The organism is Mesorhizobium sp. M0496 (assembly GCF_040321205.1).
GTDB lineage: Bacteria > Pseudomonadota > Alphaproteobacteria > Rhizobiales > Rhizobiaceae > Mesorhizobium.
This window is the reverse complement of sequence record NZ_JAMYRC010000007.1, coordinates 74749-94404: the sequence shown is the minus strand read 5'-3', so window position 1 is coordinate 94404 and position 19656 is coordinate 74749. Positions and strand designations below refer to the sequence as shown.

The window sequence follows — 19656 nt, the reverse complement described above, 5'->3', positions numbered from 1 at the left end:
GAGCGATCAGCCAGGAGTAACTGCGTAGCGCAGATGAACGAGCCCATGCGCCAGCGCCTCGCAGCTCGTCAGGGACAACTGCGTCTTGCCCGCCAGGCCGCTCTCGCCGAACTCGACGAAACCCTGGTTTGCCGCGCGCCCGTCGAGCGCGGGTGCTACGAGAAGGCTCAGCTCATCGACGAGCCCTGCCGCGAGGAAGGAGCCGTTGATGCCGGCGCCGCCCTCGAGCAGCAGCCTGCGTATGCCGAATTCGCGGCCGAGAACCTCGATTATTGCTGCGAGATCCATGTCCGCCGTTTCCGCGACGATATAGGACACGCCGTCGGCGGCAAGTTCGGCCAGATGGCTGTCGGCAACGTCACGCCCAAGCAGTACCACGACATGATCGCCGCCGATGTCGGGTTTGGAAAAGTGAAGCCTGCCCGAGGGATCGAGCGCCACGGCATAAATGCCCGCACCGGGCTGCGCGAAATGATAGGGCCGGTCGACCTTGCCGGCATTGGCCGGCGGATGCGCGCCGGCTTTGCTCATCTCGGCCATGGTGACGCGGCCGACGATCCAGGCGTCGCCCGCGAGGTCGTTGTGGATATGCTCATAAAGGCTTGACCACTCGGCCCGGGTGCCGTCGGGGCTTGTGGTGTAGCGGCTCGGGTGGAGGCTGCCGTCGAGGGATGCCAGCATGTGGCAGATGATTTGCGGCTTCATGCGGGTTTCTCCAATTTATAGGCTTGGAAGGTTGTGCATGTCGTTCTCCCAAGGCAGCCCTAACGGCATTGTCCTGAGATAAGCGCCGGACAACGAAAAGGAGGAGGTGCCGCCCTCGCTCTCGTTGCGGAGCTAGGCCGTTTCAAGCTCCATCACTTTGACCGCCGCCTTCGCGAGAAACCCGGATCGAGTGTAGCCATGGGCTTCGGCAAAGGCATCGATCCGTTGGAGAACGTCGTCCGGCAGCGTCACGTTGATACGCACTGCCTTCTTGGCCCCAGTCTTGGCCGCGACCAGGATTGCAACACCGTCACGATTATCGGCGTCTGCCATCACAGTCTCCAAACTGGAAGGCTCCGGAATAGCATCGTCATCCTCGACCAAACCTTCGATATGGAGGGCGAGGACCTCTTCAGCCATGGACCGGGCGTCATCCAGATCCTTGCCGGCGGTAATCACGCCTGGGAAATCAGGGAAAGACACACCGAAGTCACTGCCGGCATCCTTATGGATAAGTCCGATATACTGCTTCATGTCCATCACCTCAGTTTCAGTCCAGCTTGCTTTTCGATGCTGCGTAAAGTGGCTATTGGGATATCGCGCCTGGGATGAGGAACGGTAACCCGTCCACGCTTGTCGCGGTGTTTGAATTGCGCATGGCTACCCTTTCGGGCAACCTCGAACCAACCGTCAGCCTCCAACAGGCGGATAATTTCCACGCTATTCATGTGTATTTATACACATTTATAGGCACCCCTTCAACAGAAATGTAAAACCGCGCTCTCGCTTCCGGCCCTAGCCGCCCGAGGAGCAGGATGCCCGCAATCCAAAAATCCGACAATTCCGATAAGTTGCCCGGCGGCTCTGTTATATCGATGTTGCACAAATGGTTGACCCTGGGCTAGCATCCCCGCGCAGGCGTCGGTGGGAGGCTCTTTTTTACAACGGCGGCCAGCTGGAGCGGCATGCGTTTTCGGGCGCAGGGAGGATGCTCCAACACTTTGAACCGACGCATGATCCTTCCTGAAACCGATCCCGGTTTTTCGGGGTCGTGCGTCCTTGTGGAGGAGGATCCCATGAACAGACGCGAATTCCTGTTGTCGTCCGCGGCCTTTGGCGCCATGATGCTTGCCGCGCCTTCGGTGTTTGCGCAGGACAAGCTCACCATCCTGGGCTCGGTGCCCAATCTCGGCTTTCCGTTCTTCGTGCACATGCTGAACGAGATCAAGGCGGAAGCCGCCGCGCAAGGCGTCAATTTGACCGAAAGCGACGGCCAGAACTCGGCCACCAAGCAGACCGCCGACATCGAGGCGGCCCTGGTGCAGAAGGTCAACGCCATCGTCATCTCGCCGCTTGACGTCAACGCGCTGGCGCCGGCCATCGAGGAAGCGGTCAAGGCCGGCGTTCCCGTGGTGACGATCGACCGTCGCGTCGACGGTGTCGAGGGCATTCTGGCCCATGTCGGCGCCGACAACGTCAAGGGCGGTGAGGCTGAGGCCAATGCCATGGTGGCGGCGTTCCCCAACGGGGCCAAGATCTTCCATCTGCAGGGCCAGCCTGGAGCCGGCCCGGCGATCGACCGCAACAAGGGCGTGCACAACGTGCTCGATCCCCTGAAGGACAAGTACCAGATCGTCTTCGAACAGACCGCCAACTTCGCCCGCGCCGAAGCGCTGTCGGTGACCGAGGCAGGCCTTGCCGCCAACGGCAAGCCGGACGCCATCGTCTGCGCCAATGACGACATGGCGCTCGGCGCCATGGAGGCCTGCGCGGCGCGCAACTTCACCGACGTCAAGATCTACGGCTTCGACGCGCTTCCGGAAGCGCTGGTCGCGGTGCGCGACGGCAAGCTTGCCGGCACCGTCGAGCAATTCCCCGGCGAACAGTCGCGCACGGCGGTGCGCATCGCGGTGGCGTTCGCCAAGGACAAGACGGAGCCGAAGCAGAAGCTGGTGCTGCTGACGCCGATCGTCATCGGCAAGGACAATCTCGACAAGGCGGAGCGGATTGGCGAGACGAAGTAGGGGTGATTGAAAGGCCGGCGGGACAGCACCCCCCTCTGTCCTGCCGGACATCTCCCCCGCAAGGGGGGAGATCGGCTGTCCCTGTGCTTCGACAATTCTTCGACGTAGCAGGAAAAAGCGCTACCAATGACACTGCCAATCTCCCCCCTTGCGGGGGAGATGTCCGGCAGGACAGAGGGGGGTGCTCAAGCGCTGATGGGGCCAGCATGAACTGCAATCCGGGAGTAACCATTGTCGCCAGCTGAAGCCGCATCGCCCGAGCCAATCCTGCTTGCCGTCGAGGGCATCACCAAGCATTTCGCCGGCGTCACCGCGCTCAGCGATGTCTCGCTCGACATCCGCCCCGGCGAAATCCTCGGCCTGCTTGGCGAGAACGGCGCCGGCAAATCGACGCTGCTGAAGATCCTGTCGGGCGTCATGCCGCCATCGAGCGGGCATATCATTTTCGACGGCGCCGACTACCACCCGTCCAGCCCGCAGGATGCCAAGCGGCTCGGTATCGTCACCATCTATCAGGAGCTGAGCCTGATCCCGACACTGACGGTGGCGGAGAATATTTTTATCGGCCGCGCGCCGATCGGCCCGCTCGGGTTGGTCAGCTGGCGGCGCATGGAGCAAGACTCGCGTGCGATCATCGCCCGCGTCGGCCTGTCGATCGATCCGACGACGCCGGTGTCGGCGCTGTCGGTGGCCGAACAGCAACTGGTGGAGATCGCGCGGGCGCTGTCGCTGAAAAGCCGGCTGATCATCATGGACGAGCCGACCTCGGCGCTGACCGAAACCGAGGTGCAGCGCCTGCTGTCGATCATGGACCGGCTGCGCAAGGACAAGGTCGCCATCATGTTCGTCACCCACCGGCTGGAGGAGGCCTCCGCCATCTGTGACCGTATGACGGTGCTGCGCGACGGCAGGCTGGCCGGGCATCTCGACCGCGAGGGCGGGCCAATCGCACTGCCCAGGATCATCGAGAAGATGGTCGGCCGCGCGGCGTCCGAGCTCTATGCGCGGCCGGCGCAGCGCGCGGTGGCCGGCGATGTCGTGCTGTCGGTGCGCGGCCTGCGCACCGTGCGCGATCCCGAGGCGCCGCACGCCATCGTGCTCGATGGCGTCGACATCGATCTCAAGGCCGGCGAGATCCTCGGCGTTGCCGGTCTCGTCGGCTCGGGCCGCACAGAGCTGGCGCGCGCCATTTTTGGGGCAGACCGCATCGCGGCGGGCACGATCACGCTCGACGGCAAGCAGATTGCGCCGGCATCACCCGCCGATGCCATTGCGCTCGGCATCGGCCTTGTGCCGGAGGACCGCAAGCATCAGGCGATCTTTGCCGCACTCGGCATCCTGCCGAATTTTTCCGTCGCCTCGCTGGGCAGCTTCAGCAATGGCTTCGGTTTCATGGCCGAGCGGCGCGAGCGCGATGCGCTGGCCGGATTTCGCAAGATGCTGTCGATCCGCATGGCCTCGGCCGAGCAGGCGATCGAGGGCCTGTCGGGCGGCAACCAGCAGAAGGTGATCCTGGCGCGCTGGCTGGCGCGCGATCCCAAGGTGCTGATCGTCGACGAGCCGACGCGCGGCGTCGATGTCGGCGCCAAGACGGAAGTGCACCAGATCCTGGTGCAGCTTGCGGCGCGCGGCATTGCGGTGATGATGATCTCGTCCGAACTGCCCGAGGTGCTGGCGGTGTCGGACCGCATCGTCACCATGCGCCGGGGCCGCATCACCGGCGAGATGCCGGGCGTCGAGGCAAACGAGGAAAAATTGATGGAACTGATGGCACTCGACCGCAAGGAGACACGATGAGCGTGGCGGGGGAACAGGACCAGCGCGGCGGCATCAATTTCGCGCGGCTTTTGATGAGTTTTGGGCCGCTGCTGTTCCTGGTGGCGCTGATCGTCGTCTTCACGGTGCTGAAGCCGAGCTTCATGGACCCGATCAACCTGTTCAACATCACGCGGCAGATCTCGATCACCGGGCTGATCGCGCTCGGCATGACCTTCGTCATCCTCACCGCCGGCATCGACCTGTCGGTCGGCTCGCTGCTCGCCTTCTGCGGCATGGTTGCCGCCGTGGTGGCCAAGGGCGGGACCGCCAACACGCTGTCGCTGTCGACGAGTGGAACGCAAGGGTTCGGCTGGTTCTCTGCGCTGCTCGCCGCCGTCGTGGTGGGGGCGGCCGCCGGCGGTGTGCAGGGGCTTGTCATCACCCGGCTGAAAGTGCCGCCCTTCGTCGTCACGCTGGGCGGGCTGACGGTGTTTCGCGGGCTGACGCTGACCATCTCCAATGGCGGCCCGATTTCGGGCTTCGACGCCTCGATGCGCTGGTTCGGCACCGGGCTGATCGGCCCTGTGCCGGTGCCGGCGCTCATCTTCGCGGCGGCCGCCATCCTGTGCCACATCGTGCTGCGCTACACCCGCTACGGCCGCGCCGTCTATGCCGTCGGCGGCAATGCCGAGGCGGCAAGGCTGTCGGGCCTGCGCGTCGACAGCATCCTGGTCTCGGTCTATATCATCGTCGGCTTCTTCGCCGGCCTCGCCGCCTTCGTGCTGTCGGCGCGGCTCAACTCCTCGGAAGCGGTGGCCGGCATCGGCTACGAGCTGACGGTCATTTCGGCCGTCGTCATCGGCGGCACCTCGCTGTTCGGCGGCATCGGCTCGGTCGGCGGCACGGTGGTGGGCGCGGCCTTGATCGGCGTGCTGCAGAACGGGCTGCAGTTCAACAACGTGTCGTCCTACACGCAAAGCATCGTCATCGGCCTGATCCTGATCCTGGCGGTGGCGTTTGATCGGTGGCTGAAGTCGCGAGTGCGAAGGTGAGGGCAGCAGGGCGGAGGTTTGTGTTCAGTCACACTCCCCTCTGTCCTGCCGGACATCTCCCCTCGCTATGCGAACCGCTTCTCAGTCTCGCATGCCCACAGAAGATGGCCGTAACGGCGGAAGTAGCGCGCCACGAGCCGCTGTTGCTTGGCTCTGATCAGGTCGGTCAGGCGCCGCTCCTGGCGCCAGCGCGGCATGTTGCGCCAGCAGGCGATGAAGCGGGCGGCATCCTCGAGAGCTTCCTCGGCTGAGAGTGCGGGGCCGATCGCGGCCAGGAACAAGATCTCCGAGTGTTTCAACTCGTCGATAACAGCCTTGCGCCTGATGTGATCCTGGCGGGCATGGGCGATGCCGTTGCGGCGGATTGCTTCGAAGGCTTCGAGAAGGGCAGGGCTGTCGCCGGTATAACCGCAGGCACGGGCGAAATCGGCGGCGTCCATCGTCACTCCCGGGCCTGATGTGGCAGTGGGTTCGTGTCCCGACTCACATTTGCAAAGGTATATAAGCATAACTCAAGAAATCATAGAAGAAAAACTTTTGGGACTGTTTGAAAACTGCGACTCGACTCCCGGCGCAAAAGGCAGGAATATACGAACAAATCAGGAACAAAAAAGGTGAGGAGGGGCGATGGCATTGCCGGGCAGGGAACCAGTGATCGCGCATGTCGCCTCGATCTCGGTCGAGTGCGCCGATTGCGGCCGCAACAGATGGTGGCGGCCCGATCAGTTGAAGCGGTTCGGGGTGACGGGGAATACACCGCTGGCCGCATTGTCGGGCCGCATCGTCTGCTCGGCCTGCCGTGCCGACGGGCTGCCGGGGGCAACCGTCACGATCCAAGCGGCGTTCATCGACGAGCGCCAGCGGGTGCGTAGCGAAGCGCGGATGCTGAATGAGCGCGAGGTGCCGCTGGAGGGGTCGAGACGGGCTTGATGAAGTGGCCGTCAGAAGGCGTCGTCTTCGTCGGAGAGGATGACGTCTCGCCCGCCGTGAAAGATTCGAACAATCGTCACGGTCTTGTCTTTGATGGTGAATGCAATCGTCGCCCGCCTGCGATAGCCCACAGTGCGGAGGCCTGGCCTGACGTCATCATGGCGCGTCCCGCGTTCGGGAAAAGTAACAAAGTCCGAACAGTAATCGATGAGGCGATCGACATAGGCTCGCGCAATTCGTTCGCCAGCCTGTGGAACCAGATAGATCAGCAAATTCAGCAGGTCTTTTTCTGCGGCCTCACTGAAGGCGACCCTGTGCGTCATACTTGGCGTGAACGCTTGCCCGCCAGTGCATCAATGCGGTTGTGAAGTCGCTTGCGTACTTCCTCGAGAGGCGAGACGAGCGAAGGGTCCTTCTGAAGCGCATCCATTGTTGGCGCAACCTCTTCCCGCAGCCAGCGATCGACCGCTGCGTCGCGTGCGGCAAGAGTTCTCAAGCCATCGCGGATGACCTCGCTTTCGGTGGCGTACTCGCCGGATGAAACCTTGTCCTTCACCATCTGCGCCATCTCAAGCGGCAAGGTAATGGTTAGTGGCTGGGTGGTGCGCATTGTCATTGCCCTGGGTAAATGGGATGCGTATGACTTAATCATACGCTGTTGCGCAAGCTGCCGCTAGCGGAATGATGGCACTTGGGCGCGATGAATCTTCAATACCCTAGCAATTCCTTCAGCGGAATCACGCGCCAGACGTGTTTTATGGCGTAGCGGTCGAAGGTTAACGTCTTCGGCGGATTGTATTGCTCGACGACCAGCTCGGCTGCGGTGCGCTTGACCAGCTTCTTGATGAAGGCCTTGCCGTTGCGCTCGTTTTCTTCTGGAAACGTCTCGATCACGACGTGGTCGCCCGGCACGGCGTCGCGGCCGCCGCAATAGATCAGGTCGCCGGGCTCGTAGCGCGGCACCATGGAATCGCTCAGCACGTGCAGCGCGAACACTTTTGGCACGTTGCGGACGCCCGGCGGGCGCTGGACATAGCCTGCCGGCTCGCCGTTGAAGGTGAAATCGCCATCGTCGCCGCCGACGGCCGCGCCCAGCACCTCGATATCCATCGATCCGGCGGGCAGGGGGGCGGCATCGGTGACGATCTCGGCGTCGGCGACCGGGCCGGCATCGTCGAGGAAGACGACCTGCCCTTGGCCCAGTGCTACCGGGTCGACGCGCAGGAAGGCGGCGGTCTTCAAGAGGTTCTCGGTCTTGGGCAGGTTGCGGCCGGTTTCCCAGTTGCCGACGGCGGCGACATCGGTGTCGTTGTGCTCGGCAATGTGGCGCATGACCAGGCCGCGCTGCTTGCGCGCCTTGCGGATCGCCGCCCCGACCTTGATCGACAGTTCCGTTTTAGCCATGGCACCCATGTGAGCGATGAAAGCGGCTCTCGTCTATGAAAGAATGGCTTGCATCGATTTTTGAGTTATGCTTATATACAGCCATGCAAAACCTGTCCAGCTTTCATGGCGCAATGGCGCCGGCCTCATGCGAGGCGCATCCGACTTTCGCCGCCACCCTTCCGTCCCGGCTGTCCTCCTCCCCGGCCGGGGCGAAGCCCGAGGTTAGGTGCTTTAAGGCACTAGCCTCGGGTCCGGTCCGCCCGTCCCTGGCGGCCGGAACGGCCGGAGCCGCCGCTCCCAGCGGCTCCGGCCCCCAATACGACCGGCATGGCGCCGGCTTGCCCGCTCGGTCGTGCATCCGCACCCAAGACGGCACCGTCATCCTGTTCGACAGGCTGACGGGCAGGGCGGTTTCCGCCCCCGACAGAAAAACGGCCGAGGCGCGGCTTTCGCGTCTCGTTGAACCGACGGGCTGCGAAGCCGGGCCGGTTGAGCCGGCGTCAGCCGCCTCTCGAACCACACAACCCTGAGCACGGCCCGGCGGGCCAACCCCTGACGCTTGCCTCACGGCGCGCGGCCGAAGGCAGAATTTTGGATGGAGCCTGGAAATGGCAAGCTACACCGACGCGGAATTGCACGAGATCGCCTGCTGGCTGAAGGCGGGGCTTTCCGCCTCCAGGATCGCGACGGCATTCAGCGCGCTGCGCGACAGTCCGGTATCGCGCAATGCCATTGTCGGCATCGTGCACCGCAACGCCATGCTGGGCGCGATCGGCTTTGCCAATGGCAAAGGGCTGCCGGTCGGGGCCAAGCGGGCTGCGGGCAAGCATGCTGGAAGCAAGCTGGCAAATGGCATGCCGGCGCAGGGCAAAGTGAGCGCCAAGCCTGTCGCCGGCACGATCGACGCCGCCACCAGCGGTCCCGGCGTGTGCGAGGCGGCTGCCAAGCGCGACCCTTCGCCGGCCCGGCTGCCGCCGCGCCTGTTCATACGCGAGGTGGGCGTGCTGATCGCCGACGGCCAGACCTATCGTTTCAAGCTGCCGGTGCCGCCGCGTGCGCCCATTGGCCGCCAGCCGCATGGCGTGGCAATGCGCTTCATCGACTGCCTGTTTTCCCGCTGCCGCGCGCCGCTGGATCTGACGCTGCAAGAGGACCCCGACATTTCCATTGCTGAAGAGGGGGATGCGCCGGGCGGCCGGCCGGGTGCCGACATGCTGTGCTGCGGCATGCGGACCAGCGCGCTGAAAAGCTACTGCACCTATCATCAGGCGCGCTTCCAGCGCCGCGTTTTTGTGGCGGAGGCGGGTGAGAGGAAGCGTCCCTTCGTTAGCCGGGTGAAGGTGCCGGCAGGCGGATGAGGGTCAGCACTGAAGTGGAAAGCAGATATGAACTTCAAGCATCTGACCGAAGCGCCGCCCCTCATTGCCCTGCCGGGCGTTCGTTGTTCGAAAAGCCAAGCAATTGGCTTTTCGTCCGCTGCGCAGACCACGCCTCACCCCCGTAAACGGGGAGAAAGAAGCCTCGTCGCCCTATTTCGGCGCCTGCCGGCCCTGCTTGGGCATGTGGCTTTGCATGGTTTTGGCCTCGGGCGTCATGGTCGGGCCGCCTTCGGCCACCAGAATATTGGCCACCCGGGCAAAGCCGGTGAACACTTTCATGGCATCGGCTTCGGAAATCTGCGCGGCGATTGCAGCGCTGCAGGCGTTGAGGGCGCTGCGGTAGACATGGCCGCGCCGCTCGAGCGGCCAGCGCTGCAGAAAATCGGCGGCTTCGCTGACGCTGTCGATCTCTTCGATCTCTCCGTTCATTCGCACCTTAAGCGGAACTCCAGTCTTCATGGTACCCACGGCGTTCACCTTCGCTTTGCGCGCGGCTTCACTTACCGCTCCAGTAAACGCGCCGCGCGGGCGGGCGGTTGCATCAATTCTCCGGTCGGCGCGCGCCTTTCACGAACTGACCACGGCGTCCAGCCAGTCATGGGCGCGGCTTTTCGGCCTGGTCACCAGTATGTTCTGTTGCCTGGCCGCCTTGGTGAGAGCCTCGAAGGCGATGCGCTGGCAGCAGGTGCCGTCGACGGCGAGCGCAACCAGCCGGGCCGCCTCGACATAGCCCGGCGAGGTCTTGTCGGGCCATTGCTGCCTTAGCGCCCCGGCGGCCTCGGCCACCGAACCGACGAGCATGGTTCTGTTGTCGCAAAAGCGCAGGGTAACGGGCATGAAGGCTGTCATCTGCATGTCTCCCGTAGACGCCGCATAACGTCGAAAATTCGCGCTGGTTCCATCAAGCCGGATGCCGGCACGGCTGTAGAGGTACAAGCGAACGGCCCTTCATGCGGCTCTATGTCTCCGATTTTCGTCGGCGATCTGCAACCCAACACCCCAACCGAGGACCCGCCCCATGCCCAGGAAAGCCAAACCCGCAAAGCCGCAGGCGCCGAAACTGCCGAAGGGCGAGGCCGAGCAGGTGCGCATCCGCCGCGAGATCGGCCATGATTTCGCACTGAAGGACGACGCCTTCGGCCGCAAGCGGCTGACCGCCGGCACGCGGGAGGCTGCCCGCGTCTACGAGGTATCGAATGACGGCTTCACCGCCACCGGCGGCATCGTGCGGGTGGGCACTATCGATCCGCTGCTGGGCATCACCTCGCTGTCGCGCCAGCAGCGCGAAGCCGGGCTTCGCTACCGCGAGGATTTCCGCTGCAGCCAGCAGGCCAGCGTCAAGCCGATGCGCTGGACCGAGCGCGTCGACGGCGGCCGCCACGGCGGCGGAATCGCCGACAGCGTGCTGGACGCAGGCCGCGCCCACGCCGCCGCCACCAGAGCGCTGGGCCATTGGGAAGTGGCCGCCGTGGTGCGACGAGTCTGCTGCGCGGGCGGGTCGATCAAGGGCATGGCCGAGCAGACGGGGGAGGACAGGGATGTCGTAGCGAAGCTGCTGAAGGTCGGGCTGGATCTGCTGGCGGTGCACTACGGGATGACGATGGGGAGGCGGTGAGGGCGCGGCGATCCGACCGGCAGTGCCGGCCGGATCCGTTTCAAAAGATCAGGTCATCTGCAGATGCGGATTTTCTCGACGATCCTGTGGTGATGGCGCCAGTGCTTGATCAGCTTGATGTGGCAATGGTGGCGCCGGTGGAAATAACGCGGCCGGTAGCCGTTGTCGTAGACGTCATACTGGTAATAGGGGCGATGGACGTAGCGATCACGATAATCGTAACGATTGTAATAGTCGTCGCCGTAATAGTTGTCGGCATAGCCGCCGATGCCGATAGTGATACGACTGCGGGCATCAGCGGGGGCGATCATCGCCGCCGCCGAAGCAATGGCGATAACCGAAACAAGCAGGAGCTTCTTCATAGCTACCTCCTTTTCAAGGTTGGCCTAATATAACCCCCGAGACGCGGCAGCGTTCCACAGATTCGTAAGACAAAGGATGCCGATACCGCGGCGCGAGTGCCCTGGGCCGCTGTTTTCCTGGTCCGCCAAGTGGGATGTGGCTGCCGTGGCGGGGAATCTGCTTGCGTGGAAGGCTTGATCAAGAGCCTGGCGGTGGCCGAGATGTGGTGACGAAGCTGCTGAAGGTCGGGCTGGATCTGCTGGCGGTGCATTATGGGATGATGATGAGTGAGGAGGTGCCGCTGGATCGGGAAATGAAACGAAATCCGACCGGATGGCCATGGAATCAGGCAACGGCCAAAGATATGCGGCCAAACGCTGTGCTGCCAGAAACCAGCGCCGTCGCAAGCTGCGGCGGTGATTGCGGAGCGACAAAAGGTGAGAAAATTACCAGAGAAGCATTTTTTTCGTCAAATTCCGAGGCCACGGTATTGCCTTTTAAAGGAACTCGCGGCGTATGCTGCCTCAACGAAATGAGGGGACCGGGGCGAGGAATGGTTGAACGCGACGAATTCTTCCCGAATTCCGAGCGCGTGATCTACGCAAAGTCGCCATTGATCCAGGTGATTTGCCAAATTCGCTTTCCCAAGATACTTCGTATTGAGGCCAGTCCACCCGCCGATTTTCAGGATGCGGTTCGAAATCTGTATCCAATTGTTGAGCAGCAGTTGCCGCCCGGCTTGCAGAATTTGCCGTCTGAGGTGGCAAAAATGCTCGGAGCCGCTGCTCAGCAGAAGTCCAATTACCAGTTTTTGTCGCAGGACAGGGCAACCACGATCGCGTTAGCTCCCGATGCCTTGTCTGTAACCTCATCCAACTATACAAGATGGGAGGACTTCGAAGCCCCGGTAAGGTTGGCAGTCGAAGCTCTCACCAACATATATAAGCCGAGTTTTCTTACTAGAATCGGCCTGCGCTATCAGAACGCAGTGGTGCCGGCAGATTTCGACATCGGAGATGTGCAGTGGGCGGCTCTCTTAAGCGAAAACATTCGTGGACAGCTGGCGCACTCGGAGTTCTCGAACGAGCGAATTACTGAGGCCTTCAGCGTTGTAAGAGCCATGCTGCACGACCGGCAAGAAGGCATCCTTCTTCAACACGGCCTTGGGCAACGTGAAAACGGCCTCGAAAAGGCCTATGTATTTGACATCGACTGCTACACGGAGAAGCAGAATGACATCGCTGATACGCATTCCTATCTGCGAAGATTCAACGCTCGGGCGAGATACGCCTTCAGGTGGTGCATTTCCGACTTTCTTCACAACGCACTTGGGCCACGGCCCGTTGCTGAAATGGTCGGTCACTGACCACGGCATCGAAGCCAAGGCAGACTTTGTCACGAGCGTGGAGGTGACTGGGAACGCGAACAATTTGCCCATTTCGGCCGCATATAGGGCAGTATGCCTCTATGTTTTGGGGCAATTACAGGGCCGCGCGCTCACACAAGCCTGCGAAGCTCTGACGGACATATATGAATTCGAACAGGCGAAGGTCGAAGTCGATCGACGACCTGTTATTGACCATCCTCCGAAGCGGATGATGGCAAAGAGCGTTCGTCGGGTTGAGCGTCAGCCGCTTTCCTTCACCGACTGATTGGGCTCATGACCGCGGGGGAGGTCACAGTCCAGGTTCTGTCAGGGCCGTCGATATATGCGACGGTCGATCCGGCCTTGGAGTTTCGGCAAGGCGAAATAATCTCTGGAATTGTGCAATATCGCTATGATCCTGAAGATGGTGGTGTGGAAGAGATTCTGCATGCCTACGCCATTATCGCCTCTCAGGACTGCGATCTGCTGCAACATCATAACAGCATGGTTGCAGGCGGGGTGCCCCAGATCACGAGCATATTACTGTACGAAGCCCATGAAACGCATGTTTTGCGTAGCCAAGTAGATGGCAGCGATATCTGGAAGCGGATTGTCCAAAATAAAGATGAACGTTACCATGCACTTGAGGCAGCTCACGCAAAATATGACCTTTCGAGCGTAGGGCTGCCGGATCTCGCAATCGACTTTCGGCGCTTCTTCAGCATCTCTCCGCTCGATCTAGCCAAACAGGTTAACGCTGGTGTTGCCGTGCGCAGGTGCCGCTTGGAAATGCCATATCGGGAGCAGTTTCAAACGCGTGCAGCGTTCTATCTACAGAGAGTCGGTGTGCCTGAGCCCCACAAGATCGCTAAAGTGGTGAGCCCGAGCCCGGCAGGCTAGAGGCTTTTCATCTAGACTTCCACAAAACTGTATATGTGTGACGAGCGCCGCCGATTTAAGGGTCGCGGACCTCGCCTCATCCGGTAAACGTGCAGAAGGCCTATCCCACGCTAAAACAGCGCCCTCTCAATCGGCCCCTCCAGCGTCTCGGCAAAGGCCGTCGCCAGATGGTGCCGGTCACGAAACGCGAGTTGGCCTGATATGACGACGTGGCAGGATGTCGGGCCGCAGAAGCGGTCGGTAAGGTCGATGTAGCGCGTGTCGGGGACGCTGTTCACCACGGCGCGCTCGGCGGCGGCGATGCTGTCGTTGGCGGCCTCGGTCCTGGGAGTGTCGCAGTGCGGCGAGGGGGCTTCGCGCCACCACAAGGCGCGCGCCACGCAGGAGTCGGCGAAGCTGGCGTTGAGCGGCGTGTCGCGAATGACGGCCGTCTCGACACCCGCCCGGCTGAACGCCTGCAGGGTCGAGCGCAGGCCGGACTGCCAGCGCGCGGTCTCGGCGGCGCGATCGGCGGCAGGCATGTCGCGGGTCAGGTTGCCGATCGAGAATTCCGAGATCACCACCAGGCGTGGCTTGGCGTGGATGATGTCTGATATGGCTTGCTCGCGCCAGGCGTCGCATTCGGTGTAGTCGCGCTTCAGCACCGTGTTGAAGGTAGAGAGCCGCGAGGCGCGGCACGACGATTTGAGATAGGTGACCACCTTGGTGTCGTTGCGTTTGGCTGCTTCGATCAGCGGTGTCGACCAGTGGTCGGCATGCGAATCGCCGAACAGCACGATGGTGTGGGCGGCGTCCGCCGCGCCGAACACGCAGGGTTTTGGTGTCACCGTTTGGAAGTCGGCCAGGCAGTTCTTGTCGGCGGCACGTACGATGGAAGGTTTTTCGGCAGCCTGCTCGATGCCACGCTGCGCGGGGTCGATGTTGCGCGTGGCCAGATGCGCATTGGCATAGGCCACAGCCACGCCGGCACCGGTCAGGGCAAAGGCCGGGACCAGCGCACGGGCGCCCGCCATCAGCCAGGCGCCGCGCCGGGCAGGGTTCTCGATCAAATGATAGGTGAGCACCGACAGCGCCAGCGCCAGCACGCCGCAGCCAAGGCGCTGCGCGACGGTGAGGTCCGGCGCCAGCATCCCGGCATAGACGATGACCGGCCAATGCCAGAGATAGAGCGAATAGGAGAGCGAGCCGATCCATTGCAGCGGCGGCAGCGACAGAGCGGTGGCCGGCGCAAAAGCCCGCCAGCCGGTCCGCGGTTCGGCCTGCTTGCCGGTCTGTTGCGCGCCGGCGCCGCTCAGCAGCACCAGCACGGTGCCGGCAACCGGAAGCAGTGCACGCCAGCCGGGGAAAGGCATGTTCTCGCTTAAGCGCACGTAGGCCGCCGCGATCAGCGCCAGGCCGAGCCAGCCAAGTGCAGGCCGCAACCATGGCTGGTGCCGCAGGAAAGCCGCAGGCACCAGCGTCGCAAGGCCGCCGGCGGCGAACTCCCAGGCACGCAGTGGCGAGAAGTAGAAGGCCCAGGCTGGCGCTACGGTGGTCAGCCACATGCAGGCGGCGAAGGAGGCGAGGCCGGCCGCGCCGATCACCGCCACGGCCGTTCGCCGGCCCGGACGAAGCCAGGCGGCCAGCAGAAGCAGTGCCGGCCAGGCCAAATAGAACTGTTCCTCCACCGACAGCGACCAGAAGTGGATGAAGGGATTGCTGGTGGCATCGGCGGCGAAATAGTCGAACGACCAGCGCAGCAGCCACAGATTGATGGTGTAGGCGGAGGCAAACATGGCGCCGTGCGAGTAGAGCGCCTGCTCTTGCGGCGCCAGGATGAAGTAGCCGGCGGCGAGCGTCGCCAGGATGACGAACAAAGCTGCCGGCAAAAGCCGCCGCGCGCGCCTGGCATAGAAGCGCCAGAGGTCGAGCCGGCCGGTATCACCGATCTCCTGCATGAGGTGGGTTGATATCAGCCAGCCGGAGATGACGAAGAAGATATCGACGCCGGCAAAGCCGCCGGGCAGCGCGGTGAGGCCGAAATGATAGGCAACGACGCCGCCGACGGCGAGCGCGCGCAATCCCTGTATGTCCGGCCGGAACGATGCTGCCACGATGGCTCCTTCGTGCACGCCCAGCCCCGAGCCTTTGGCAGTATCGGTCGGGCTGGCTGATATCGCAATGCAACAAATCTATCGCAACGCAACATGACCGGAATAGGGAGATGTCGGGAAAGGGCAGGCGCACCCTGCCGCGAGACGGTAGGAAACGACTGTCGGCGTCCGTTGACGACGGTAATCATGTTCGCAAATGCCGCCCCTCCGGCCGGGCACTTTTCCCCGTCACTATACGAAGGTGCCGGCAGGCGGATCAGGGGCGGCGCTGATCCTCCTCGTCAGTCCGGTGGCCTGCTACTTGCTGCCGCCGATTGCTTTCACACTGCTGCAGAATTCCGGGTGGGTGTTGGCCGCGTTGGCGTCCTTCGCCTCGTCCTCGCAGGCCTTCATCATCGCGGTCTGGTCGTCCGGCGTAAGGGCCTTCCACGCCTTCACGAAGGCGTCGTTGCTGACCATCGTCTTCATGCCGGTGTCGGTGTAGAAGGGCTGCATCTTGGCCGGATCGTCGAGAGCCGATGTTTTGGCGAACGCCACGCCGCCGACCATCGAAAGCGCCATGGCGCCCAAGCAGATCATTTTGATGTTCATGGTATAATCCTCCCTGTTGCTTTGAGATCGTCGAGCAACGATCGTCTTGAAAAACGACAGGTCTGGATGAAAGTTCCGGCTTGTTTTGCGCAAAGACGCCCGATCGAAGAAAAATATAGTCGAAAAAGCTTGAAAATTTCCCGAATTTTTCCGGTTGGGCGCCGGCGGATCAGGTTTCACGCGCGAGACTGACCACCAGGCGATCGACGCCGGGGTCGTCGAGACTGACGATATGGGCCATCTGCATCGCCCGTCTCATGCTGATACTGGTGACGTCTTGCCGCATGATGACCGACACGAAGGCCGGCCCCGATCCGGCCAGGACGATCGCCTTGCCGACCAGAACCGGCTCCGAGATGGAGGCCCACTGCACGGTGATGATCGAGGGCTCGCCGGTCTGGCGGCGGTTGATACCGCTGAAGTAGATCCAGTTCAGGCGCGAGATCGCCACGCCGTAATGGTTGCCGGGTATTCTCGCTCCGCCCTGGCCGTCGCCCGGGGCCCACCGCGTCACCCGCCTGAAGGTGACCAGCTCGGCCTCGCGCCGCACGAAGGTGACCGAGCGCATCAGAAGGTCGGGGCGGCCGGGGACCGAAAAATAGGTGAAATAGGTGCCGCCAGCGATGGCGGGCGACGGGGGCCGCACCATGTTCTCATACAGTGTCTGGCACAGCGATGCGTGGCCGTTGTCCTTGGCTGGTGTGGCGGCGGGCTCGCGATACAGCTCATTCTCGTCGATCTGGAAATAATCGCAGATCAGCCCAGCAGTGGCTTTGTTCGGAATGGCCCGGCCTTGCAGATAGCGCTCGAACTGGGTGCGGTTGATGCCAAGCTCACGGCACACCGCGCTCACGGAAGCGTGGCGCTTGATCAGCCGCCTGAGGTTGGCGGCGAGATTCTCACGAATTGGCACGACATCGTCACCGCGATAGACGTACGAACCATTATTCAAGCACTTGCTTATATATCAATCTCACACTGTCGGGCCGGCGCAAATAAGGACCTTTGGCCAATAGAGCAGGCAAACCGTACGGTTTTGACGGTTTGGCTATGCAAGTCCTGCAAATGGGCGTATTTCGGTGCCAAGAGCGACCTCGTATCGGCCTCTCGACATCCTGTGATGGAGGGCGGTTTGGATCATACCGACCTGGTCGAGCTTCTGGACTACACGCACGCGCAATTGAGCAAGATACGCCAGGCGGTCGCTGCCAGCGAGCATGCCGGCGCGATGGTCGCCATCGATTGCCTTGTCGGAGCGGCGGCCGAACAGACGAAATGCAAGCTCGCAAGCCTCGAACATGCCGGGCTGCCAATTAGCCGGCACGGCGCGGCGGATGCCTTTGGAGGCAGTGCGGCACGGTCCGGCAAAGTCGGCCCATCGGGCAAGCCGGCCGCGGGCGGCAACCGCTCTTGATCAGGCTTGCCCGATTCAGGCTTTGGCCGATTCAGACTTGGCCGATCTCGCCGATCAGCCTGACATATTCGGCCTCGGCTTCGCCGTAACTGCCATTGGCCAGTTCCAGCAGTCCGGCGCGATCGCGAATGACGATCTCACCACGGCGCGAGCGGATCAACGCGCGGCCTTCGAGCAGCTGGAGCGCGACGGTGACGCCTGGCCGCCTGACACCAAGCATGATGGCCAGGAATTCGTGCGTGATGGCGAGGTGTTCGCCGGGCACCCGGTCGTCGCACATGAGCAGCCAGCGTGCCAGCCGCTCTTCGAGCTTCAGCCGCGCGTTGACGAGCGCGGTGCAGCCGGCCTGGGTCTGGAGCGTATTGACGAAGCGCAGCAGGAACATGCGCAAGGTCGCACTTGCCGCCAGTGCTGCATTGAAAGCGCCGGCTTCGATGCGGATGGCTTCGCCCTCGAGCTGTACAAAACATGCATGCACCGCACGGTCGTCGCCCATCACCAGCGAAGATCCGGTCATGCCTTCGAAGCCGATGAAGCCCACTTCGGCCTCGTGGCCGCTCGTCGTCCTGGCGACCACCGAGCCGATGCCCTGTTCGATGAAGTAGACCGCCTCAATCGGGACATTTGGGGTCACCAGCATCATGCGCAACGGCAGCGCGCAGCGCTGCATATGCGGTTTGAGCAGCGCAAGGTCATCCGCGCTCATCCGCCGCAAAAGCCGATTTCGGTATTGGTGGTTCTGGTTGGGTTCTGGGATTTTATCGGGATTAGTCATGGCGCAGCCCAATGCAGGGCAAGAGCCATTTGATCTCCCAGCCGTCCGCGCCCGTAACAACGTGCGGACGATCGCCCACATATAGGGGCTCCGGATGGAGAAATCTAGGAATTCGGTGCACGGCGCCCCCCAAAGCCGCTCGCATACGAAAAGATCGACCCAAACGTTAGTGTCGGAAACGTACCAAACGTCGCTTGGTACGAAACCGACATATTGTCCGAGAGAGGCGGATCACGGGGAGGGCCGATAAAATCCGTCGGCTAACGACAATGGCGCCATCCCCGGGTCACTGCGAAGCCTTCGAAAGCCAGCCAACGACAGAGTTTGCCCGCGGGAGAATTGTACGATCCGTACAGTGATAACGTCGATATTGACTCTCCTCGCCGCCAATTTAGATTTTCGATTACAGCGTCATGCAAGTGGGGCGCTGCTCGGAGTGGGGATTCTCATGTCGAGCCTTAACAAGCGCCATCCCGGCTTTTATCCTTCCGACCTGCAGCTATGCCAACGCGTCTTCGATCAGGTCTGCTCCGAACGCAAACTGAACCCGATGTCGGTGGAGCCGGACGTGCAGCAGCTGGCAGCCACGGTGTTCTCGCTTTTCGAGAATGGCTGCCGAAATGAAAGTGAGTTGCTCGAGAGTTTCAGGCGGACTCGGCAATGACCAAGGTCAGGGTCACGTCCTCGACGCCCGGGGTTGAAAACGAGCCTTACGACACCGCGGTCTTTGCAAAGAAATACGGCATGTCGAAGAAAGCCGCGGAGGTCGTGCTGTTCGCAAACGGACCGTCCAGAACGGCTTGCGACGCTGCCGCACGCTCCTTCATGGAAGCGGTCGCACGCAGGTCGAAAAAGCAGCCATGAACGCTGCGATGCGGCTGGCGGGCGCGCAATGCTCACAAGCGCTCTTGACGCCTGCAAGTTCGCAAAAGGTATTTCGTTCCAGGAACCCAGGCGACCTCCGTGTTCGAATACAACGTCGAGCACAAGCTCACCTCACGTCGATAGTTTTGCCTGTCGCTTTTCGGGCGCGGGGCTTGCGCTTTGCCGTCCCACTCGAAGCCGGTGTCTCCGACGAAAGCCGTAGTTCTCGAAGCCGCGCCGTCTTTGCCTCACGCGCCTGACGTTCGATGGCGATGATGGACTGAGCCTCGCGGGTGGAACGTTCAATCCGGTCTTTATCCTGAGGCAGTCGGGTCAAGAAAACTCTCCTTCGGTGGATTCCAGAATGCGGGCCGAAAGAAAATGTTCCGACCGGGGAGGCCGGCACCGAATGCACGTGCAGCATGTCGTCAGCGACGGCTGCTGGTCGCGACTTGAGCCAAC

Annotated in this window: 26 protein-coding genes; 12 read left to right on the top strand and 14 right to left on the bottom strand. The window is 62.3% G+C overall.

Translation table 11 applies throughout. The features are described from left to right. Window positions 1-6: 6 nt before the first annotated feature. The 3 genes from NKI73_RS09415 to NKI73_RS09405 all read right to left on the bottom strand — a co-directional run bounded on the left by NKI73_RS09415 (window position 7) and on the right by NKI73_RS09405 (window position 1433). A complete protein-coding gene (locus NKI73_RS09415; protein ID WP_352628814.1) occupies window positions 7-705 on the bottom strand; it encodes a RibD family protein in 699 nt (232 codons plus the stop codon). 132 nt (window positions 706-837) lie between these two features. Beyond that, window positions 838-1239, bottom strand: coding sequence for a type II toxin-antitoxin system HicB family antitoxin (locus NKI73_RS09410; protein ID WP_352628812.1), 402 nt, complete (start codon window positions 1237-1239; stop codon window positions 838-840). Between the two features lie 5 nt (window positions 1240-1244). Further along, window positions 1245-1433 (bottom strand): type II toxin-antitoxin system HicA family toxin, encoded by a 189-nt coding sequence (locus NKI73_RS09405; protein WP_352628810.1) that lies wholly within the window; start codon window positions 1431-1433, stop codon window positions 1245-1247. Window positions 1434-1781: 348 nt separating this feature from the next. Between NKI73_RS09405 and NKI73_RS09400 the strand changes: the two genes are divergently transcribed. The 3 genes from NKI73_RS09400 to NKI73_RS09390 all read left to right on the top strand — a co-directional run bounded on the left by NKI73_RS09400 (window position 1782) and on the right by NKI73_RS09390 (window position 5539). Further along, window positions 1782-2729, top strand: a complete 948-nt coding sequence (locus tag NKI73_RS09400) for a substrate-binding domain-containing protein (RefSeq protein WP_352628809.1) — start codon at window positions 1782-1784, stop codon at window positions 2727-2729. 231 nt (window positions 2730-2960) lie between these two features. Further along, on the top strand, window positions 2961-4526 hold the full coding sequence (locus NKI73_RS09395; RefSeq protein ID WP_352628806.1) for a sugar ABC transporter ATP-binding protein: 1566 nt from the start codon (window positions 2961-2963) through the stop codon (window positions 4524-4526). Further along, window positions 4523-5539 carry an ABC transporter permease gene (locus NKI73_RS09390; RefSeq protein ID WP_352628804.1) on the top strand — a complete coding sequence of 339 codons (1017 nt, stop codon included), beginning with the start codon at window positions 4523-4525 and terminating at the stop codon, window positions 5537-5539. The genes NKI73_RS09395 and NKI73_RS09390 overlap by 4 nt, the downstream gene beginning before the upstream one ends. A gap of 65 nt (window positions 5540-5604) precedes the next feature. Here NKI73_RS09390 and NKI73_RS09385 read toward each other — a convergent pair whose 3' ends face one another. Further along, window positions 5605-5979 carry a hypothetical protein gene (locus NKI73_RS09385; protein WP_352628802.1) on the bottom strand — a complete coding sequence of 125 codons (375 nt, stop codon included), beginning with the start codon at window positions 5977-5979 and terminating at the stop codon, window positions 5605-5607. Between the two features lie 187 nt (window positions 5980-6166). Between NKI73_RS09385 and NKI73_RS09380 the strand changes: the two genes are divergently transcribed. Beyond that, the gene (locus NKI73_RS09380) at window positions 6167-6469 is read left to right on the top strand and encodes a hypothetical protein (protein WP_031260430.1); all 303 of its coding nucleotides are present in this window, start codon (window positions 6167-6169) and stop codon (window positions 6467-6469) included. 11 nt (window positions 6470-6480) lie between these two features. Here the strand turns inward: NKI73_RS09380 and NKI73_RS09375 are convergent, their stop codons facing one another. From NKI73_RS09375 to NKI73_RS09365, 3 genes are all read right to left on the bottom strand, one after another. After that, window positions 6481-6792 carry a type II toxin-antitoxin system RelE/ParE family toxin gene (locus NKI73_RS09375; protein WP_352628800.1) on the bottom strand — a complete coding sequence of 104 codons (312 nt, stop codon included), beginning with the start codon at window positions 6790-6792 and terminating at the stop codon, window positions 6481-6483. Beyond that, window positions 6789-7079, bottom strand: coding sequence for a ribbon-helix-helix domain-containing protein (locus NKI73_RS09370; protein WP_352628798.1), 291 nt, complete (start codon window positions 7077-7079; stop codon window positions 6789-6791). Before NKI73_RS09370 ends, NKI73_RS09375 begins: the two co-directional genes overlap by 4 nt. 98 nt (window positions 7080-7177) lie before the next feature. Beyond that, on the bottom strand, window positions 7178-7882 hold the full coding sequence (locus tag NKI73_RS09365; RefSeq protein ID WP_352628796.1) for an XRE family transcriptional regulator: 705 nt from the start codon (window positions 7880-7882) through the stop codon (window positions 7178-7180). A 581-nt stretch (window positions 7883-8463) separates the two neighbouring features. On the opposite strand from NKI73_RS09365, the gene NKI73_RS09360 reads away from it, so the two are divergent. Continuing rightward, on the top strand, window positions 8464-9213 hold the full coding sequence (locus tag NKI73_RS09360; protein WP_352628794.1) for a GcrA cell cycle regulator: 750 nt from the start codon (window positions 8464-8466) through the stop codon (window positions 9211-9213). Between the two features lie 171 nt (window positions 9214-9384). Here the strand turns inward: NKI73_RS09360 and NKI73_RS09355 are convergent, their stop codons facing one another. Together NKI73_RS09355 and NKI73_RS09350 are read right to left on the bottom strand one after the other, a co-directional pair. After that, window positions 9385-9693, bottom strand: a complete 309-nt coding sequence (locus NKI73_RS09355) for a DUF982 domain-containing protein (protein WP_352629005.1) — start codon at window positions 9691-9693, stop codon at window positions 9385-9387. 108 nt (window positions 9694-9801) lie between these two features. Further along, entirely contained in the window at window positions 9802-10083 is a 282-nt protein-coding gene (locus NKI73_RS09350) for a DUF982 domain-containing protein (RefSeq protein ID WP_352628792.1), read from the bottom strand. 169 nt (window positions 10084-10252) lie between these two features. Between NKI73_RS09350 and NKI73_RS09345 the strand changes: the two genes are divergently transcribed. Further along, window positions 10253-10849 (top strand): DUF6456 domain-containing protein, encoded by a 597-nt coding sequence (locus tag NKI73_RS09345; RefSeq protein WP_352628790.1) that lies wholly within the window; start codon window positions 10253-10255, stop codon window positions 10847-10849. A 53-nt stretch (window positions 10850-10902) separates the two neighbouring features. Here NKI73_RS09345 and NKI73_RS09340 read toward each other — a convergent pair whose 3' ends face one another. Next, window positions 10903-11211, bottom strand: a complete 309-nt coding sequence (locus NKI73_RS09340) for a hypothetical protein (protein ID WP_352628788.1) — start codon at window positions 11209-11211, stop codon at window positions 10903-10905. A 206-nt stretch (window positions 11212-11417) separates the two neighbouring features. On the opposite strand from NKI73_RS09340, the gene NKI73_RS09335 reads away from it, so the two are divergent. The 3 genes from NKI73_RS09335 to NKI73_RS09325 are packed head-to-tail and all read left to right on the top strand — an operon-like array spanning window position 11418 to window position 13457. Beyond that, window positions 11418-12557, top strand: a complete 1140-nt coding sequence (locus NKI73_RS09335; protein ID WP_352628787.1) for a TIGR04255 family protein — start codon at window positions 11418-11420, stop codon at window positions 12555-12557. Next, entirely contained in the window at window positions 12535-12843 is a 309-nt protein-coding gene (locus NKI73_RS09330) for a hypothetical protein (RefSeq protein WP_352628785.1), read from the top strand. Before NKI73_RS09335 ends, NKI73_RS09330 begins: the two co-directional genes overlap by 23 nt. An 8-nt stretch (window positions 12844-12851) precedes the next feature. Beyond that, entirely contained in the window at window positions 12852-13457 is a 606-nt protein-coding gene (locus NKI73_RS09325; protein ID WP_352628783.1) for a hypothetical protein, read from the top strand. 110 nt (window positions 13458-13567) lie between these two features. Here NKI73_RS09325 and NKI73_RS09320 read toward each other — a convergent pair whose 3' ends face one another. The 3 genes from NKI73_RS09320 to NKI73_RS09310 form a co-directional block, all read right to left on the bottom strand. After that, the gene (locus NKI73_RS09320) at window positions 13568-15550 is read right to left on the bottom strand and encodes an acyltransferase family protein (protein ID WP_352628781.1); all 1983 of its coding nucleotides are present in this window, start codon (window positions 15548-15550) and stop codon (window positions 13568-13570) included. Between the two features lie 297 nt (window positions 15551-15847). Next, window positions 15848-16141: a hypothetical protein gene (locus tag NKI73_RS09315; RefSeq protein WP_352628779.1), complete on the bottom strand. Its 294-nt coding sequence runs from the start codon at window positions 16139-16141 to the stop codon at window positions 15848-15850. Between the two features lie 169 nt (window positions 16142-16310). Then, window positions 16311-17054 (bottom strand): helix-turn-helix domain-containing protein, encoded by a 744-nt coding sequence (locus tag NKI73_RS09310; protein ID WP_352629003.1) that lies wholly within the window; start codon window positions 17052-17054, stop codon window positions 16311-16313. Window positions 17055-17273: 219 nt separating this feature from the next. Between NKI73_RS09310 and NKI73_RS09305 the strand changes: the two genes are divergently transcribed. Beyond that, window positions 17274-17555 carry a hypothetical protein gene (locus NKI73_RS09305; protein ID WP_352628777.1) on the top strand — a complete coding sequence of 94 codons (282 nt, stop codon included), beginning with the start codon at window positions 17274-17276 and terminating at the stop codon, window positions 17553-17555. A 31-nt stretch (window positions 17556-17586) separates the two neighbouring features. On the opposite strand, the gene NKI73_RS09300 is transcribed toward NKI73_RS09305, so the two are convergent. After that, complete coding sequence (locus NKI73_RS09300; protein ID WP_502905629.1) at window positions 17587-18330, bottom strand: Crp/Fnr family transcriptional regulator; 744 nt, start codon at window positions 18328-18330, stop codon at window positions 17587-17589. A 370-nt stretch (window positions 18331-18700) separates the two neighbouring features. Between NKI73_RS09300 and NKI73_RS09295 the strand changes: the two genes are divergently transcribed. Then, complete coding sequence (locus NKI73_RS09295) at window positions 18701-18994, top strand: hypothetical protein (RefSeq protein ID WP_352628773.1); 294 nt, start codon at window positions 18701-18703, stop codon at window positions 18992-18994. After that, complete coding sequence (locus NKI73_RS09290) at window positions 18991-19194, top strand: hypothetical protein (protein ID WP_352628771.1); 204 nt, start codon at window positions 18991-18993, stop codon at window positions 19192-19194. Before NKI73_RS09295 ends, NKI73_RS09290 begins: the two co-directional genes overlap by 4 nt. Window positions 19195-19656 lie beyond the last annotated feature (462 nt).